Below are 17,873 nucleotides of genomic sequence, written 5' to 3' on the forward strand. Positions count from 1 at the left end.
CGCGCTCGTACCATTTGCGCGAAGCCCGGAAACCGGCGCTACTGCTTGGGCGTTGCGCCCTTCGCGAGGAAGGCCAGCAGATCCTGCCTGCTCACGACGCCTGTGGGCTTGCCCTCGACGAGGACGATCGCCGCGTCGGCACCGTCGGTCCCACCGAGCACGGCCATCAGGTCCTCGACCGGCTCCCCCGAACCGACCTGCGGCAGCGGGGCCGACATGTGCTTCTCCAGCGGGTCGGACAGCGTGGCACGCTGGGTGAACAGCGCGTCCAGGAGCTGACGCTCCACGACGGAGCCGATGACCTCGGCGGCCATGACGTCCGGGTGTCCCGCGCCCGGCTTCACGATCGGCATCTGGGAGACGCCGTACTCCCGCAGTACGTCGATGGCCTCGCCGACCGTCTCCTCGGGATGCATGTGGACGAGCGAGGGGAGCGGCCCCTCCTTGAAGTCGAGCACCGCGCCGACCCGGGCGGACGGGCCGGCGTCCTCGAGGAAGCCGTAGTCCGCCATCCACTCGTCGTTGAAGATCTTGCTCATGTATCCGCGGCCGCTGTCCGGCAGCAGGACGACCACCACGTCGTCGGGGCCGAGGCGCTCGGCGACCTCGAGGGCCGCGACGACGGCCATGCCGCAGGAACCTCCGACGAGCAGGCCCTCCTCCTTGGCGAGGCGGCGGGTCATCTGGAAGGAGTCCTTGTCCGAGACCGCGACGATCTCGTCCGTGACCGTGCGGTCGTAGGCGCTCGGCCAGAAGTCCTCGCCGACCCCTTCCACGAGGTACGGGCGTCCCGAACCGCCGGAGTAGACGGAGCCCTCCGGGTCCGCTCCGATGACCTGCACGCGGTTCTCGCTGATCTCCTTGAGATAGCGGCCCGTGCCACTGATCGTGCCGCCCGTGCCGACGCCCGCGACGAAGTGGGTGATCCGCCCCTCCGTCTGCTCCCAGAGCTCGGGGCCCGTGGTCTCGTAGTGCGAGCGCGGGTTGTTGGGGTTGGAGTACTGGTCGGGCTTCCAGGCCCCCGGCGTCTCCCGGACCAGCCGGTCGGAGACGTTGTAGTACGAGTCCGGGTGCTCGGGGTCAACGGCCGTCGGGCAGACGACGACCTCCGCGCCGTACGCGCGCAGCACGTTGATCTTGTCCGTGGACACCTTGTCCGGGCAGACGAAGATGCACTTGTAGCCCTTCTGCTGGGCGACGATCGCGAGGCCCACACCGGTGTTGCCGCTGGTGGGCTCGACGATCGTGCCGCCGGGCTTCAGCTCGCCGCTCTGCTCGGCGGCCTCGATCATGCGCAGCGCGATGCGGTCCTTCACCGACCCGCCGGGGTTGAAGTACTCGACCTTGGCCAGGACCGTCGCCTGAATGCCTGCCGACACATTGCGCAGCCTGACCAGCGGGGTGTTGCCGACAAGACTGATCATCGAATCGTGGAATTGCACCGTGTACTCCGGGATCTCCGTGATGGTCAGGCAAGAGTATGCGTACGGGCAGGAGATTGGACGAAGCGATTGAGCTACGCCCTCCACGGGGCAGGTAGTGCTGTGTACGGCTGTACGGCACGGAGGAGGTGGACCGGACTGTGTCGAGAGCGAGGGTGGCGCGGCGGATCGCAGCAGGCGCGGCCTACGGGGGCGGCAGCGTAGGGCTGATCGGAGCGGCGACGTTCGGCCTGGTACTGGCCGAGGTGCAGCTGGCGAAACGGCAGGTGGGCGGCGGCAACGCACCGGTCCCGCCGAGTGCGGACGGACGGTACGGCGTAGCGTTCGCCGGCCCGTCCGATCCGCTTCGCTTCATCCTGCTCGGCGACTCGACGGCGGCCGGCCAGGGCGTGCGCAGGGCCGGACAGACCCCGGGGGCGCTGCTGGCATCCGGACTGGCGGCGGTGGCCGAACGGCCCGTCGATCTCCGGAACGTGGCCCTGCCGGGTGCGCGGTCGGACGATCTGGAGCGGCAGGTGTCCCTGGTGCTGGCGGATCCGGCGGGGGTGCCGGACGTCTGCGTGATCATGATCGGCGCCAACGACGTGACCCACCGCATGCCGGCGACCCAGTCGGTGCGCTGCCTCAGCACGGCGGTCCGGAGACTGCGCACGGCAGGCGCGGAGGTGGTGGTGGGCACCTGTCCGGACCTGGGCACGATCGAGCCGGTCTACCAGCCGTTGCGGTGGCTGGCCCGGCGGGTGAGCCGGCAGCTGGCGGCGGCCCAGACGATCGGCGCGGTGGAGCAAGGCGGGCGGACGGTCTCGCTGGGCGACCTGCTCGGTCCGGAGTTCGAGGCGAACCCCCGGGAGCTCTTCGGCCCCGACAACTACCACCCCTCGGCCGAGGGGTACGCGACCGCCTCCATGGCGATGCTGCCGACCCTCTGCGCGGCCCTCGGCCTGTGGCCGGAGTCCGACCGGCTGGACGGCTCACGCCGCGAGGGCATGCTGCCGGTGGCCAAGGCGGCCTCCCGCGCCGCGCGCGAGGCGGGCACCGAGGTGACGGCGGCCCGCGCGCCATGGGCCCTGCTCAAGCACCGCAGGCGGCGGCGCCTGCCCGCCCACACGGAACCCGTGCCGCACGAGGACCCGGAGACGGGCTCGGACGGCGGCCCCCTGCCGGGGCACGGGTCGGGCGCGACGTGGCGGCGGGCCTGAGCGCGCCGCCCTCCGCGCCGCCCTCAGCCCTCGGCGCCGCTCTCCGGCCTCCGCGCCACTCTCCGACCTCCGGCCAGGGGAACATTGCGGGCGACTGAGCGGTTGCTTAGAAAAGAGGTCCGCATCACATCGTCTGTTGGGTGACCTCAGCTATACGTCCGGGTAACTTCCAAGGCAGCCCAGCCTTCCTGCCTTCCAGCCCTCATGGAGCCGCGTGATGCCCGAAGCCGTGATCGTCTCTGCTGCCCGTTCGCCGATCGGCCGGGCCTTCAAGGGGTCCCTCAAGGACCTGCGCGCGGACGACCTGACCGCCACCATCATCCAGACGGCGCTGGCCAAGGTCCCCGAGCTGGACCCGAAGGACATCGACGACCTGATGCTCGGCTGCGGCCTCCCCGGCGGCGAGCAGGGCAACAACCTGGGCCGCATCATCGCTGTGCAGATGGGGATGGACCACCTCCCCGGCTGCACGGTCACCCGCTACTGCTCGTCCTCGCTCCAGACCAGCCGCATGGCGCTGCACGCCATCAAGGCCGGCGAGGGTGACGTCTTCATCTCCGCCGGCGTCGAGATGGTGTCCCGCTTCGCGAAGGGCAACTCCGACAGCCTGCCGGACACGCACAACCCGCTCTTCGCCGACGCCGAGGCCCGCACCGCAGCCCGGGCGGAGCAGGAGGGCACGAGCTGGACCGACCCGCGCGAGGAGGGGCTCGTCCCGGACGCGTACATCGCGATGGGGCAGACCGCCGAGAACCTGGCCCGGATCAAGGGCGTCACCCGTCAGGACATGGACGAGTTCGGCGTGCGGTCGCAGAACCTGGCCGAGGAAGCCATCAAGAACGGCTTCTGGGAGCGCGAGATCACCCCGGTCACCACGCCGGACGGCACGGTCGTCTCGAAGGACGACGGCCCCCGCGCGGGCGTCACCCTGGAGGGCGTGCAGGGCCTGAAGCCGGCGTTCCGCCCCGACGGACTCGTCACCGCGGCCAACTGCTGCCCGCTGAACGACGGCGCGGCCGCACTCGTGATCATGTCCGACACCAAGGCTCGCGAGCTGGGCCTGACCCCGTTGGCACGCATCGTGTCGACGGGTGTCTCCGGCCTGTCCCCCGAGATCATGGGTTACGGACCGGTCGAGGCCAGCAAGCAGGCGCTCAAGCGCGCCGGTCTGACCGTCGACGACATCGACCTGGCCGAGATCAACGAGGCGTTCGCCGCCCAGGTCATCCCGTCCTACCGGGACCTCGGCCTGCCGCTGGACAAGGTGAACGTCAACGGTGGCGCGATCGCCGTCGGCCACCCCTTCGGCATGACCGGCGCCCGCATCACCGGCACGCTGATCAACAGCCTGCAGTTCCACGACAAGCAGTTCGGCCTGGAGACGATGTGCGTGGGCGGCGGCCAGGGCATGGCCATGGTCATCGAGCGGCTGAGCTGAGCCGCAGCGGAGGGTTGGGGGCACCCCCGGCCGAAGGCTGGGGGAGGGCCGCCCGAGGAACGAGGGCGGCACCTGCCCGCAGCGGAGGCGAGGCTCGGCGCGACCACAAGCACCGAGCGGCTGAGGGCAGAGGCCGGCGCCCCGGCCGAAGGCTGGGACACGGTCGCCCGATGGAACGAGAGCGGCTGAGCCGGGCGCGAAGAAGCCCGCCGGCACCGCGTCCGCGACCGGCCCGCCCTCCCGCGCGAGGGCAGTCTTGAACCGGCCGAGCTCCGATCGTGACCGAATCTCCCCCAGGATGTGATCTACGTCCCGGGGGAGAGTCGTTTCTGCAGGTCACGCCAGCCACGGGGCTAAACACCGGGCCCAAAGACCTGTCCAATTCGTGACGTAATGCACTGACAGCAGGCACCGGTACAGGACAAGCTGATGTAGGAAGTCGGGGGTGTCGATTGAAACCGGGAGTATGTCAGTGAGCGCCATGCCGTTTGCCCTGTTGCTGACCACCGCCGCTGCCACGGCTGTCGGCGCCGCCGCTCTGCACGCTGCTCACGGGCTGCGCAAGCAGGTCACAGCCCTGCGCACGGAGCTGGTGGAGGGACGAGTTCTTCACGCATCCCTGCCGGAGCAGCAGAACCGGAGTTCCGGCACGCCCGCCGAGGAGATACGCGCGGCCGTCGCCGACGCGCTCGCCGAGGAACGGGAGCGCGAGCTCGCGGAGGCCCGTGCCTTCTGGGCCGCCCAGGAGGCACGCGACGCCGCCGACGCCCCGTCCCTGCTGGGCGGGCTGGGCGAGGACGCCCCGTTCTTCATGCCACGGCAGAGCGACTTCGCGGGTCTCGACGCGATGGACCTCGAAGCGGGCGAAGCCCTCGACGAGCTGGCAGAGCTGGCGGAGCTCACCGACATGCCCGAGGTCACCGGGTACGCGGAGTTCCCCGAGGAGTCCCCCGAGCTGGCCGCGGCCCGGCGCCGCCACCCCTCGCACCCGGACTTCGTCCCCGTTCAGACACCGGTGGTCACCGACCATGAGCGTACCGTCAACCGCCTGGAGCGGCTCGCCGATACCGGTACGGAGCTCACCGATGTGCGCCCCGGCCCCCTCGGGACCCTCGATGTCTACGTCTTCGCCGACGGCACCACGCTCTGTATGACCCCGGGGCACCGGGAGACCGCGGAGCGGCTCGCCGACTCGCTGCGTTCCGGTCAGCAGCCGGTGCTGCTGGGCGGTTCCGGGGTCTCGGGTGCCTACGCCCTGACGTTCTCGTGCGGCGAGGAGAACGTCTACATCCTCGCCGACCGCGTCATCGCCTCGTTCTAGCGCGACCCGGGCGCGAACGCCCTCACCGCCGCATCGTCGACACGCCGCACGGCCTCGTCCAACTCCTGGGACGAGGCCGTTTCCAGTGCCACGGCCAGATCCCGCCCCGCGACCGCGAGCTGGTCACCGACCGCGAATATCCCGACGTCCGGCATGGTCCTAGGCTCCCGGTCCGGCGCTTCGACGCGCTGGGCCCGGGCGGACAGCTCCCTGGCCGTCTCCAGGGCCTCGGCGGCCACACCTCGCTGCAGCCGGCTCTGCGGAGTGCTCCGCAGGCGGTCGGCGAATCGGTCCACGGCAGTGATCAAGGGCGTCGTATCGAGCACGCCGTGACCCTACGCGCCCCGCCAGGATGGTTGCCAACGCGTCGACGCTCGGGCACGGCGCCGGGAAGGACCAGCACCGCGTACCGCGTCCGATGCGCCGATGTCTCAAGTCTTCTCCGAAGAAACCCACCGCAACCTGCTCTCCCGGATTCCCCATCGCACCGGCCGCGACATCGCGGACTGGCTCCGCGCAGTCGACGAAGACCCCCTCCCTCTTCCGCTTCGCGGAGAAGGTCAGCCGGCTGCGGAGCGGACACGACCTCGCCTACGGCCACGCCAAGGCGATCATCCACGAGTACGGCCTGAGGCGGGCCGCGCGCAAGCTCCTCCGAGGCCCCGCGCACCCCGCTACGACGGAACGGCCCGCAGGCAGTGCCTGCGGGCCGTTCCGTCGTCGTACCTGGTCGTACCTACGGGTACGTCTACGGGTCAGTCGTTCCCGTTGATGATGGAGAGCAGACGCAGCATCTCCAGGTAGATCCACACCAGGGTCAGGGTGAGGCCGAAGGCCGCCAGCCAGGACTCCTCGCGCGGTGCGCCGTAGTTGATGCCGTCCTCGACCTGCTTGAAGTCCAGGGCCAGGAAGCACGCACCCAGGATGATGCCGATGACTCCGAAGAGGATGCCGAGGCCGCCGCTGCGGAAGCCGAGGCCGTCACCGCCACCGAACACGCTGAACAGCAGGTTGACCATCATCAGGAGCACGAAGCCCACTGCCGCGGCCATCACGAAGCCGTAGAAGCGGCGGGTGACGCGGATCCAGCGCATCTTGTACGCGATGAGGACACCGGCGAAGACACACATGGTGCCCATCACCGCCTGCATCACCGTGCCGGGGCTGATGTAGGTGCTGACCGTGCTGGAGATCACTCCGAGGAAGACACCCTCGAAGGCCGCGTAGGCAAGGATCAGCGCGGGCGACGCCTTGCGCTTGAAGGACTGGATGATCGCGAAGACGAACGCTACAAGGGCCGCGCCGATGGCGATGCCGTAGGACTTGCCGAGATTGGCCTCGTCGACGGGCAGCAGGGCCCAGGAGAGCGCGGCGGTGAGCACCACGGTGCCCAGCGTCATGGCCGTACGCGTGACGACGTCGTCGATCGTCATCGCGCCGGAGCGCGCGGGCGCCTGAGGGGCGCCGTACTGGACGTCCTGCTGTGCGTAGGGGTTCGTGGCGTACGGGTTGGCGGCGGTGCCCTGCGCGTACGGGTTGGTACCCGCCGCGGGGGCCCCGGCCTGCGGCGCCGCGTTGAAGCCCGCGTAGCCGTTGTCGCGGCTGAACCCCCGTCGCGAGAAGACCGGGTTGCTGCTCCTCATTTCACTCCTCCATGGCCACCGTGCGTGGCCTTGCCACAAGAGTAATGGGTAGGCAAAACAATCACCCTAGTACCGGAGGAGGATCTTCGTGGGAGCCGGCGGCCCCGCCACCTCCCGCGCGGTACCGAAACCCTCCTACCCCCGGGGTGAATCCGCAAAAGAACGGCGGGAACGGGAACTCCCGCACACCGGCGGGAGGCATCCGGCGCGCCATCGGGGGTAGCCGGGACGAGTGACCCGCACGCGCAGTGATCACACGGTCCGCGGGCGCGCCCGCGGCGGAGGCGGTGAGAGAAGTTGACGGCTGAAGCAGTGAGAGGCCGATCGGGCCCACCGGCTGTGCGGGTGGTGCCCGGAGCCGGACTCGAACCGGCACGCCCCCGAGGAGGCAGCGAGGTTTAAGCTCGCCGTGTCTGCATTCCACCACCCGGGCGTGGCGCGGGGCTCCGCGTCTGGCACATGACCCTATCCGGGGGCATCCCTCGAACAGCGGAACATCCACTCGATGTTGTCTTATTTTATTGACTGTGTGAGGGTCCGTCAGACTTCGCACACCGCATCAGCACACGCCCGGACAGGTAGAGGGGTACGAACCCCGGCAAACGGGAATGACGGAAACTCGCCGCACCCGTACGGCCCATTCGCCATGGGGTGCGCCACCGTTCGCCAGGGCTCGCCACCTCACCCGTCGACGGCGTCGTTGACACACCGCAGCACGGGCCGCGACGCCAGCGCCTCCGGATCCTTCAGCACGGCACCCGTGACATGGAACACGGCGCTCTCGCCGGGCAGCAGGGTGACGAGCATGTCGTCCACCTCGGCCGCCGGATCCAGCCGGTCGGGGAAGAGCGCGAGATCACGCAGCAGCGTCCGTGCGGTCACCGTGACGCGGTACCCGATGCCGGAACCGTCACCCTGGGTGACGGTGGCCTCATAGCGCGCCGGCGGCAGCGCGAGACGGGTGTCCTCCTCGTAGAACTCCACCGCCCGCAGCTCACCCAGCTCCGCCACCAGTACCTCCCGGGCGCTGTCGCCCGGCTCGGCGACCGAGGCCGGCAAGGGCACCCGGGTGACTCCGCGGGCCGCCGTGCCCACCACGACCGTCTCCTCGGCCAGGACGGCACCTTCCAGGGAGCGCCGGGTCAGCCGCAGCGTGCCCTCCCACAGGCGCGGGGAGTCGTTGACCAGGTGCAGCGCTCCGTCCCGTACGGCCATCAGCCGGTCCGCGTACACCGAGCGCAGGGCGTACCAGAGCGGCTTGCGGCGGCCGTCCCCGTCCACGGCCGCCCAGGAGACGACCGGCCAGCAGTCGTTGAGCTGCCACACGATCGAGCCCATGCAGTACGGACTGTGCGAGCGGAAGTGGCGGATGCCGAAGGCGACCGCGCGGGCCTGGTTCAACTGGGTGAGCCAGTGCCAGTCGTCGAAGGACGCGGGCTGCGGAAGGTGGTCCCCGAGGCCGCGCAGCAGCTTCGCGTCACCGTCCTCCGCCTTCTGGTGGTGGGAGATCAGCGGGGCGCCCAGGCCCAGCGGTCCGCTGACCGCGCGGCGCAGGGTGGCGTACGCGGGCGGGCCCTGGAAGCCGAATTCGGCGACGAAGCGGTGCGCGGTGTCGGCGTAGTGGCTGTAGTCGACCCGGTTCCACACCTCCCACAGGTGGACCGTGCCCCGGGCGGGGTCGTTGGGAGGCAGATCCGGGGAGCCCGAGTACGGCGAACCCGGCCAGTAGGGGCGGGAGGGGTCGGTCTCGGCACACAGGGCGGGCAACAGCTCGTGGTAGTAGCCGTGGCCCCAGCTGCGGCCCTCCAGCTTCTCCTGCCAGCCCCAGTCGGCGTGGCCCTCCAGGTTCTCGTTGTTGCCGCACCACAGCACCAGCGAGGGGTGCGGGGCGAGCCGGACGAGGTTCTCGCGGACCTCCGCGGCCACCTCGTCGTACAGCGGCTGCTCCTCCGGGTAGGCCGCGCAGGCGAACGGGAAGTCCTGCCAGACCAGCAGCCCCTTCTCGTCGGCCAGTTCGTAGAAGTCGTCGCTCTCGTAGAGGCCTCCGCCCCACACCCGGATCAGGTTGACCCCTGCGGCGATCGCCTGGTCGAAGCGGTCGGAGATCCGCTGCCGGGTGACCCGCGCCGGGAAGCAGTCGTCGGGGATCCAGTTCACCCCTCGCACGAAGAGGGGCTCGTCGTTGACGGAGATACGGAACGCCTCGCGCTCCAGGCCGACACCCCGGAAGCCCGTCCTGCCGCTCCACGCCTTGTCGCCGAGGCGCACCGTCACGTCGTACAGCGGCTGCTCGCCGTGGCTGTGCGGCCACCAGCGGGCGGCCCCGGGGACGGAGAGGGTGACGGCGGCGCGGTCCTCCCCGGCCGGGACGGTGAACACAGCCCGTTCGCCGGCCACCTCCACCGACGCCTCCAGGGGGCCGTCCCCGGCGCGCTCGACGGCGAGGGTGAGGGCCAGGCGCGGCACCCCGTCCCCGTCGAGGTCGCCGATGACCTTGGCCTCGGCGATGCGCGGGCCGGTCCAGGACTCCAGCCCGACCGGCCGCCAGATACCCGAGGTGACCAGGGTCGGGCCCCAGTCCCAGCCGAAGTTGCAGGCCATCTTGCGGATGAAGGGGTACGGCTCGGTGTACGCGCCCGGCCTGTCGCCGAGCTTGTCGCGCAGCGCCTCGGCATAGGTGTACGGGGCGGTGAAGCGCACGACGAGGGTGTTGGGGCCCTCGCGGAGCAGCGGCCGGACGGGAAAGCGGTAGCTGCGGTGCTGGTTGGCGGTGGAGCCGATCTCCGTGCCGTTGAGCAGGACCGTGGCGACGGTGTCGAGGCCGTCGAAGCAGAGGTCGGTGAAATCGTGCCCGTCGGCCTGCCACTCGAAGGTGGTGCCGTACGTCCAGTCGGTGCGGCCGATCCAGCCGAGCCGCTTCTCGTTGTCGTCCAGGTAGGGGTCGTCGATGAGCCCGGCGGCCAGCAGGTCCGTGTGGACGCAGCCGGGGACGGCCGCCGGGACGCCGCCTGCGGGGAGCCCCACCGGTACGGCGCTCTCGGCCCGGAGCGTCCAGCCGTCGTGCAGGGGCAGGTGGCGAGGGGTCACGCGGAGGTCCTTCCGCAGTCGGGGAGTCCGGCGCAGGCGACGAAGTGGTCGGGCGCGGTCTCGTGGAGGTCGGTGTCCCGCGCGCCCCCCTCGTGGTAGGCACAGGCCTCCACGGGTTCGGCGGACGTCCAGGGCTGGTTCAGCCGGGGCACCGCGGCCAGGAGCGTGCGGGTGTAGGGGTGGAGGGGGTTGCCGAACACCTTCTGCGTGTCGCCCCGTTCGACGACCCGCCCGTTCCTCAGCACCACCGTCTTCTCGGCGAGATAGGTGCCCAGCGAGAGGTCGTGGGTGATGTAGAGGACGCCGAGACCGCGTTCCTTGAGGCCGGCGAGGAGGTTGAGCACATCGATGCGCGTGGAGGCGTCGAGCATGCTGGTGATCTCGTCGGCGACCAGGAAACGCAGGTCGAGGAGGAGGGCGCGGGCGATGAGCAGGCGCTGGAGCTGACCACCGCTGAGCTGGTGCGGGTAGCGGCCGAGCACCTGTCCGGGGTCCAGGCGTACGTCACGTACCGCCTTCTCCACGCGCTCGTCCCACTCCTTGTCGGAGAGGCCCGGGTGGTAGGCACGACGGACAAGGGCGAAGACGCGGTCGGCCTTGAAGACGGGGTTGTAGCAGCTGAAGGGGTCCTGGAAGACGCCCTGGACCCGGCGGTAGAAGTCCTTGCCCGGCCGGACCTGTTCGCCGTCCAGGGTGAGACTGCCCGCGCTGACCCGGGTGAGCCCCAGGACCATGCGGCCGATGGTGGACTTCCCGCTGCCGCTCTCGCCGATGAGCGAGACCAGCTCTCCCGGCGCGGCCTCGAAGGACACCCGGTCCACCGCGGTGACGGAGCCACCGCCGAAGGCGCCGGCCCGGAAGGTCTTGGTGACACGGTCGAGGGTCAGCATCAGGCCGCCTTCCAGCATGCGACGGAGTGGCGGGGGGCTATCTCGACGACCGGCGGCTCCTCGGCGCACCGGGCGTCGGCGAGGGGACAGCGGTCGCGGAAGCGGCAGCCGGCCGGCGGGTTCAGCAGGGAGGGCGGGGAGCCCTCGATGCCGCTGAGCGGCTTGTCCTTGTAGCGGGCGCCCACCTGGGGCAGCGAGCCGATCAGCATCTTGGTGTACGGGTGGCGGGGCTCGGTCGTCAGGACCTTCGTGGGGGCCTTCTCGGCGAGCTTGCCGGCGTACATCACCATGATCGAGTCGGCGATGTGCGAGGTGAGCCCGAGGTCGTGGGTCACGAAGATCATGCTGGTGACCAGCCCCTTGTCGCGGAGCCCCGTGAGGGCGCCCACGACGGCCTGCTGGTTGGAGACGTCCAGGGCCGATGTGACCTCGTCGGCGATGAGGACGGACGGGTCGAGCAGCGTGGAGATCACCATGACGGTGCGCTGCTTCATGCCTCCGGACAGCTCGATCGGGTAGCGGTCCAGGACTCCGGGCTCCAGGCCGACCAGCGCGAGCCGGCGGTGCAGTTCGTCCGTGTCGACGGTGACGCCTCGCGAGGCGAGGAGCTCACGGATCATGCGGCCGACACGGCGGGTCGGGTTGAGCGCGCTCATCGAGTACTGGGGGACGAGCGAGATCTTGTGGAAGCGGTAGGCGTTCATCGCCCGGTCGTCGGAGAGCGGCAGTTCGTCGCCGTCCAGCGTCACGGTGCCGCCGACGTGCCGCATCCGGCCGTCGAGCCGGATGAGCGACTTGCCCAGGGTGGTCTTGCCGCAGCCGGACTCGCCCGCCAGGCCCAGGATCTCGCCGTCCGCCAGGTCGAAGCCGACGCCGTCCAGGGCCCGGACCTCGCCACGCAGCGTGCGGTAGTGGACCCGCAGATCGTTGACGGTCAGGGTCATGTGCTCAGGACTCCCTCAGCTTCGGGTTGAAGACCTCGTCGAGGCCCACGTTGGCGACGTAGAGCGCGCCGACGATCGCGGTGATCCCGGCGCCCGGGGGAACGAACCACCACCACATGCCGAGCTGTAGCGCGCTCCACTGCTGGGCGCTCTGGAGCATCAGGCCGAGCGAGACGCCCTCGGTCGGGCCGAGCCCGATGAAGTCCAGGGAGGAGGCGATCAGGATGGACCCGCCGAAGAGCAGGATGAACGTCATGAAGAGGTACGAGCTCATGTTGGGCGCGATCTCGCGGAAGACGATCCGCCAGGTGCCGCTCCCGCTGAGCCGGGCCAGGTCCACGAACTCCCGGGTGCGCAGAGAGAAGGTCTGCGCACGGATCGCCCGCGCCGCCCAGGGCCAGGAGGTGAGGCCGATGAACAGGCCCTGCACGGCGACGCTGCGCACTCCCATGTAGGCGTTGATGATCAGCAGGACGGCGAGTGCGGGGATCACCAGGACGACGTTGGTGAGCATGTTGAGGATCTCGTCGGTGACTCCGCCCCGGTAGCCGGCGAGGAAGCCGACGACCATGGCGATGACGGCGGCGATGGCTCCGCCGACGACGCCCACCAGGAAGGTGGCGCGCAGCCCGTGCACGAACTGCGCGTACACGTCCTGGCCGAAGGTCGTGGTGCCCATCCAGTAGGTGCCGTCCGGCGCGGACGCCTGCGGGCCGACGTATTCGTTGGGGTTGCCGTTGTCGAGGAGCATCGGGCCGATGACGCCGACCGCCAGCAGGATCGCGACCAGGGTCACACCGATGATCAGCTTGGGGTTGCGCACCGCGTAGTGCAGCGACTCGCGGCCGGGCTTGGCGACGGGCGCGTCGGCGGAGGGGGCCTCGGGCGCCGGGTCGGGCAGTGTGCTCATGACGTGCCTCCTGCCATGCCCGTACGGGTGCGGGGGTCGACGACGACGTACACGATGTCGATGAGGAAGTTGGCGATCAGTACGCCGATGACGATGAACAGGAACGCGCCCTGAAGCAGGAAGAAGTCCTGGTTCTGGATCGCGGCCAGGATCAGTGAGCCGAGCCCCGGATAGGCGAAGACGATCTCGGTGACGAGCGCTCCGGCGACCAGCACCCCGAGCTGGAGGGCCAGACCGGTGATCTGGGGCAGGACCGCGTTGCGGAACGCGTAGCGGCGGATGAGCCGCTGGGGTGCGCCGAGCGCGGAGAGGTAGGAGGAGTAGTCGGACTCCAGCTCGTAGATGATCATGTTGCGCATGCCGATGGCCCAGCCGCCGAGCGCGACGAGGAACAGCGAGAGGAACGGCAGCACCCAGTGGTGCAGCGCGTCCAGCGCGAAGTCGGCGCTCAGGCCGGGCTGGATGTCCAGGCTGTAGCCCCCCGATATGGGGAACCAGCCGGCCTTGGCGCCGAGCGCCCAGGCCAGGATGACGGCGATCCACATGTACGGCATGGCGGTCAGCACGTAGCCGGCCGGAAGCACCGTGTTGTCGAGGACCTTGCGGCGGGCGGACAGCGCGCCGATCCAGTTGCCCACGAACCAGCTGAGCAGGACGGCCGGGATCATCAGGCCGAGCGTGTACGGCAGCGCGTCGAGCAGGACGTCACCGACGGGCGTGGGGAAGACGAAGATGGAGATCCCGAAGTCGCCCTGGAGCAGCGCGCCCCAGAAGTGGAGGTACTGCTGCCACAGGGGTTCGTCGAAGCCGAACAGGTTGTTGTAGTAGGTGCGCATCGCCTCGGCCGCCTCCGGCTGCGAGACCCGGGCACGGGCGACCATGGCGGAGACCGGATCGCCGGGCATGAAGCGCGGGATCATCCAGTTGACGGTGACGGCGACGACGAAGGTCAGTCCGTAGATGAGAAGTTTGCGGGCGAAATAGCGGCGCAAGGGTGCTCCCCTGGTGGAGAGCCCCGCCGCGCGCACGGGTCAGGTGGTGCGCGCGGCGGGGCGGTCATGGAGTCGGCGACGTCACTTGGCGGGCTTCAGCTGCGTGAGCGTCTCGAAGCCGCCCATCTCCAGCCAGTTGCGCCACAGGGCCGGTGCGGTCTTCGGTGCTCCGGCGGCGTCCGACGGCCAGTTCTTCCAGGTCCCCGTGGTGGACTGCGACCACAGGCCGTTGTACCAGAGCGGGATGATGGGCATCTCGGTCAGCTGGATGTCCTGGATCTTCGAAACGGCGGCCTTCATGCCCGCCGTGTCGTCGGTCTTCACGCCGCCGAGCGCCTGCACCAGCTTCCAGGCCTCCTCGTTCTCGTAGCGCCCGAAGTTGACCGTGTTCTGCTGCTTCTGGACCGGCAGCTGGAAGATGTAGTCGTAGTACGTCCAGGGGGTGTTGGACAGCTGGCGCTCGTTGTTGATGACGAGGTCGAAGTCGCCCTTGCCGCGCTGCTCGTTCAGCGCGTTCTGGTCCGGGAACTCGGTGCTGATCCTGATGCCCGCGTCCTTGGCCCCGGCGGCGATGACCTTGGCCGCCTCCATCCAGTCGGTCCAGCCCGAGGGCACGGCCAGCTTCAGGCTGAGCGCGGAGCCGTCCTTGTTCTCGACGAAGCCGTCGCCGTCCTCGTCCTTGTAGCCGGCGTCCGCGAGCTCCTTCTTCGCCGCGGCGGCGTCGTGCGTGAAGCCCTTCTCCTCGATGAGGGCCTTGTCCTCGAACTGCTCCCACTGCGGCAGCAGACCGGTCGGGGACGCCGGCTTGACCAGGTCGCCGTACACGCCCTTTACGATCTTCCCGGTGTCGACGGACGCGGCGAGCGCACGGCGGAAGGCCGCGTCGTCCATCGGCTTCTTGGTGGTGTTGGGCACCAGCCAGGCGGTGTTGGCCGAGAGCATGTAGGGGGCCTCGTCGTAGTACGACACGACCTTCTTGCTCTTGATCAACGAGGACGCTCCGGGCAGGAAGTTGTTGCTGAGGTCCAGCTGACCCTGACCCAGCTGGCCGATCACCACTTCGTTGCTCGGGTTGGAGACGTCGACGATGTAGCGGGGAGCAGGCGTCATGCTGAGCGCCTTGGTGCCCCACCAGTCGTCGCGCCGCTCCCACACGACCCGGTCCTGGGACTTGCTCTTCAGCTTGTACGCCCCGGTGCCGACCGGCTTGTCGTTGACACCGTTGAGGATGTCCTCGTCGGTGCGCGGACCCCAGACGTGCTCGGGGACGATCGGCTGGCCGTAGAGGGTGTAGTCCCACTCCTGGTAGCGGGCCTCCTTGAAGGTGAAGCGGACCGTCGAGTCGTCCACCGCCTTCGCGTCGGAGAGCCAGCTCCACAGCGAGTGGAAGGCGGACGCCTCGATCTTGCCGATGCCGTAGGAGTACGCCACGTCCTTGGCGGTCAGCGGCTTGCCGTCGGCCCAGGTGATCCCCTGGCGCAGCTTCAGCTCGTACGTCTTGTCGTCGGTCCAGCCGCCCGACTCCGCGAGCCAGGGCGTCAGTTCGCCCTTGTCGGGGTCGAAGTGGAAAAGGGTCTCGTAGACGAGCCCCTTGGTGCCGGTCGCGTGGTCCCAGTTGCGGAGCGGGTTGTAGTTGGCCGGAGGCCCCCACTGGGTGCCGGTCGTGTAGAGCGTCTCGCCACGCGGCAGCGAGCCGCCCTTGCCGACCGGTCCGCCGGTGCCTCCCGCCCCCGAGCCACCTCCCGTGCATGCGGTCGCGGCGAGTGTGAACACGGCGAGTGCGGTGGTGACCCGCAGCCGGGTACGCGAACCCATAGCCCCTCCTTTTCCCCCGCGCCGTCCCTGCCGAGCGGAGTTACTGAACCGGGTAAGTGCCCGTGAAGGTATGGGTGCGGCGAAGCGGTGTCAATAGAGAGGGAGCGCTCCCATTCCAGTTTTTCCAGGGACTTCCGAAGAGGTCTGGACCGCTCCGGGGAAGACAGAGGTCAGGGGCCTGCGGCTAGGATGCCCCTTGAACACGAACCGGTTAAGCGAGGTCCTCATGTCCAAGCACCGCCCCACGATCGCCGACATCGCGCGCCGCGCGGGGGTATCGAAGGTCGCGGTGTCCTACGCCCTGAACGACCGCCCCGGCGTCTCACCCGCGACCCGGGCCTCCATCAAGGCAATCGCCCAGGAGATCGGCTGGCGCCCCAACAGCGCGGCCCGGGCCCTCACCCACGCCCGCGCCGACACCGTGGGGCTCGCACTGTCGCGGCCCGCGAGGATGCTCGGCGTCGAGCCGTTCTTCATGGAGCTGATCAGCGGCATCGAGACCGAGCTGTCCGCCCGCGGCTGCGCCCTGCTCCTCCAGGTCGTCACCGACCCGGCGCAGGAGCTGGAGATGTACCGCCGCTGGTGGGGCGAGGGCCGGGTGGACGGGGTGTTCCTCGCCGACGTGCGCTCGCCGGACCCTCGCATCGAGGGCATCGCCGAGCTGGGCATGCCCGCCGTCGTGATCGGCCACCCCTCGGCCGCCGGGTCGCTCACCCCGGTGTGGTCGGACGACTCGGCGGCGCTGCGGGACACCCTGACGTATCTGGCCGCGCTCGGCCACCGGTCCGTCGCCCGGGTCGCCGGGCTGCCCGAGCTGATCCACACACAGCTGCGCGACCGTGCCCAGCGCGAGATCAGCGCCGGACTCGGGCTCGACGAGCCGGTGGTGGTGCACACCGACTACTCCGGCGAGGAGGGCGCGCACGCCACCAGACGGCTGATCAGCTCGGCCGCACGGCCCACCGCCGTCATCTACGACAACGACATCATGGCCGTGGCGGGACTGTCCGTCGCCCAGGAGATGGGGCTGGACGTGCCGGCCGACCTCTCGCTCGTCGCCTGGGACGACTCCCAGCTCTCCCGTGTCGTGCGTCCTCCGCTGACCGCGCTGAGCAGGGACATCCCCGCGTACGGTACTCATGCGGCCCGCACCCTGCTGGCGATGGTGGCCGACGGATCGGCCCCCGGATTCGAGGACGCGACGGCCCGGCTGGTGCCCCGCGGGTCCACCGCCCCACCCCGCTGAGCGCTCGTCGGAACTCCGGGCCGGTCTCCTACCTCAGGACTACACGGCCGCCCGGCGGGTGCGACTCAAGAGGGCCACGGGAACGGGCACGAGGACTGACGACCTGGCACGGTACGCCGGAGACGATGGAGGGGTCCCCGCGAACCTGTCGTCCGAATCTGGAGTACCCCTGTGACCACCACCACCGTTCACCGCACCACCGCGGTCGCCGCCCGCGCCACGGAGCTGTCGAAGGTCTACGGCCAGGGTGAGACCCAGGTCGTCGCGCTCGACCGGGTGACCGTGGACTTCCCGCAGGGGGAATTCACCGCGATCATGGGCCCGTCCGGCTCCGGCAAGTCCACGCTGATGCACTGCGTGGCCGGTCTGGACAGCTTCAGCAGCGGTTCCGTGCGCATCGGGGAGACCGAGCTGGGGACGCTGAAGGACAAGCAGCTCACGCAGCTGCGCCGGGACAAGATCGGCTTCATCTTCCAGGCCTTCAACCTGCTGCCGACGCTGACCGCTCTGGAGAACATCACCCTGCCGATGGACATCGCCGGCCGTAAGCCCGATGCCGCCTGGCTCCAGAGGGTCATCGACATGGTGGGCCTCTCCGAACGGCTGAAGCACCGTCCCACGGAGCTCTCCGGCGGCCAGCAGCAGCGCGTCGCGGTGGCCCGCGCCCTGGCCTCGCAGCCGGAGATCATCTTCGGTGACGAGCCGACCGGGAACCTCGACTCGCGTTCCGGCGCCGAGGTCCTCGGCTTCCTGCGCAACTCGGTGCGCGAGCTCGGCCAGACCGTGGTGATGGTGACCCACGACCCGGTGGCCGCCTCCTACGCGGACCGGGTGATCTTCCTGGCCGACGGGGCGGTCGTCGACCAGATGATCAGCCCCACCGCCGACGGGGTCCTCGACCGGATGAAGGCGTTCGACGCGAAGGGCCGCACCAGCTGACGAGACG

General features: G+C 69.9%; 14 protein-coding genes, 1 tRNA gene and 1 pseudogene. 6 read left to right on the forward strand and 10 right to left on the reverse strand.

What is annotated here, in order from left to right; all coding sequences use genetic code 11:
* Positions 1 to 38: 38 nt before the first annotated feature.
* The gene (locus tag HED23_RS31285; protein ID WP_203186679.1) at positions 39 to 1,442 is read right to left on the reverse strand and encodes a cystathionine beta-synthase; all 1,404 of its coding nucleotides are present in this window, start codon (positions 1,440 to 1,442) and stop codon (positions 39 to 41) included.
* Between the two features lie 155 nt (positions 1,443 to 1,597).
* Between HED23_RS31285 and HED23_RS31290 the strand changes: the two genes are divergently transcribed.
* The 3 genes from HED23_RS31290 to HED23_RS31300 all read left to right on the forward strand — a co-directional run bounded on the left by HED23_RS31290 (position 1,598) and on the right by HED23_RS31300 (position 5,400).
* Positions 1,598 to 2,641: an SGNH/GDSL hydrolase family protein gene (locus HED23_RS31290; RefSeq protein ID WP_203187716.1), complete on the forward strand. Its 1,044-nt coding sequence runs from the start codon at positions 1,598 to 1,600 to the stop codon at positions 2,639 to 2,641.
* Between the two features lie 217 nt (positions 2,642 to 2,858).
* Positions 2,859 to 4,079 (forward strand): acetyl-CoA C-acetyltransferase, encoded by a 1,221-nt coding sequence (locus HED23_RS31295; RefSeq protein WP_203186680.1) that lies wholly within the window; start codon positions 2,859 to 2,861, stop codon positions 4,077 to 4,079.
* A 466-nt stretch (positions 4,080 to 4,545) separates the two neighbouring features.
* Entirely contained in the window at positions 4,546 to 5,400 is an 855-nt protein-coding gene (locus HED23_RS31300; RefSeq protein ID WP_203186681.1) for a hypothetical protein, read from the forward strand.
* Here the strand turns inward: HED23_RS31300 and HED23_RS31305 are convergent.
* The gene (locus HED23_RS31305; protein ID WP_203186682.1) at positions 5,397 to 5,726 is read right to left on the reverse strand and encodes a hypothetical protein; all 330 of its coding nucleotides are present in this window, start codon (positions 5,724 to 5,726) and stop codon (positions 5,397 to 5,399) included. The two genes, HED23_RS31300 and HED23_RS31305, sit on opposite strands and share 4 nt — an antisense overlap.
* 100 nt (positions 5,727 to 5,826) lie before the next feature.
* On the opposite strand from HED23_RS31305, the pseudogene HED23_RS31310 reads away from it, so the two are divergent.
* Positions 5,827 to 6,055: pseudogene (locus HED23_RS31310) on the forward strand (DUF4287 domain-containing protein); the annotation flags it as partial.
* 100 nt (positions 6,056 to 6,155) lie between these two features.
* On the opposite strand, the gene HED23_RS31315 reads toward HED23_RS31310, so the two are convergent.
* From HED23_RS31315 to HED23_RS31350, 8 genes are all read right to left on the reverse strand, one after another.
* Positions 6,156 to 7,043 carry a Bax inhibitor-1/YccA family membrane protein gene (locus HED23_RS31315; protein ID WP_203186683.1) on the reverse strand — a complete coding sequence of 296 codons (888 nt, stop codon included), beginning with the start codon at positions 7,041 to 7,043 and terminating at the stop codon, positions 6,156 to 6,158.
* A gap of 346 nt (positions 7,044 to 7,389) precedes the next feature.
* Positions 7,390 to 7,476 (reverse strand) — tRNA-Leu (locus tag HED23_RS31320).
* A gap of 248 nt (positions 7,477 to 7,724) precedes the next feature.
* Positions 7,725 to 10,130 (reverse strand): glycoside hydrolase family 2 protein, encoded by a 2,406-nt coding sequence (locus HED23_RS31325; protein WP_203186684.1) that lies wholly within the window; start codon positions 10,128 to 10,130, stop codon positions 7,725 to 7,727.
* Entirely contained in the window at positions 10,127 to 11,038 is a 912-nt protein-coding gene (locus HED23_RS31330) for an ATP-binding cassette domain-containing protein (protein ID WP_238442184.1), read from the reverse strand. Before HED23_RS31330 ends, HED23_RS31325 begins: the two co-directional genes overlap by 4 nt.
* Positions 11,020 to 11,964 (reverse strand): ABC transporter ATP-binding protein, encoded by a 945-nt coding sequence (locus HED23_RS31335; RefSeq protein WP_203186685.1) that lies wholly within the window; start codon positions 11,962 to 11,964, stop codon positions 11,020 to 11,022. The genes HED23_RS31330 and HED23_RS31335 overlap by 19 nt, the downstream gene beginning before the upstream one ends.
* Before the next feature lie 4 nt (positions 11,965 to 11,968).
* Positions 11,969 to 12,874 (reverse strand): ABC transporter permease, encoded by a 906-nt coding sequence (locus HED23_RS31340; protein WP_203186686.1) that lies wholly within the window; start codon positions 12,872 to 12,874, stop codon positions 11,969 to 11,971.
* Positions 12,871 to 13,866, reverse strand: a complete 996-nt coding sequence (locus HED23_RS31345; RefSeq protein ID WP_203186687.1) for an ABC transporter permease — start codon at positions 13,864 to 13,866, stop codon at positions 12,871 to 12,873. Before HED23_RS31345 ends, HED23_RS31340 begins: the two co-directional genes overlap by 4 nt.
* An 81-nt stretch (positions 13,867 to 13,947) precedes the next feature.
* Complete coding sequence (locus HED23_RS31350) at positions 13,948 to 15,681, reverse strand: ABC transporter substrate-binding protein (protein WP_203186688.1); 1,734 nt, start codon at positions 15,679 to 15,681, stop codon at positions 13,948 to 13,950.
* 226 nt (positions 15,682 to 15,907) lie between these two features.
* Here HED23_RS31350 and HED23_RS31355 point away from each other — a divergent pair, with 226 nt between their 5' ends.
* Entirely contained in the window at positions 15,908 to 16,927 is a 1,020-nt protein-coding gene (locus HED23_RS31355; RefSeq protein ID WP_203186689.1) for a LacI family DNA-binding transcriptional regulator, read from the forward strand.
* 171 nt (positions 16,928 to 17,098) lie between these two features.
* Complete coding sequence (locus HED23_RS31360; protein WP_203186690.1) at positions 17,099 to 17,866, forward strand: ABC transporter ATP-binding protein; 768 nt, start codon at positions 17,099 to 17,101, stop codon at positions 17,864 to 17,866.
* Positions 17,867 to 17,873: the final 7 nt, after the last annotated feature.

The sequence above is a fragment of the Streptomyces pratensis genome, from assembly GCF_016804005.1.
GTDB lineage: Bacteria > Actinomycetota > Actinomycetes > Streptomycetales > Streptomycetaceae > Streptomyces > Streptomyces pratensis_A.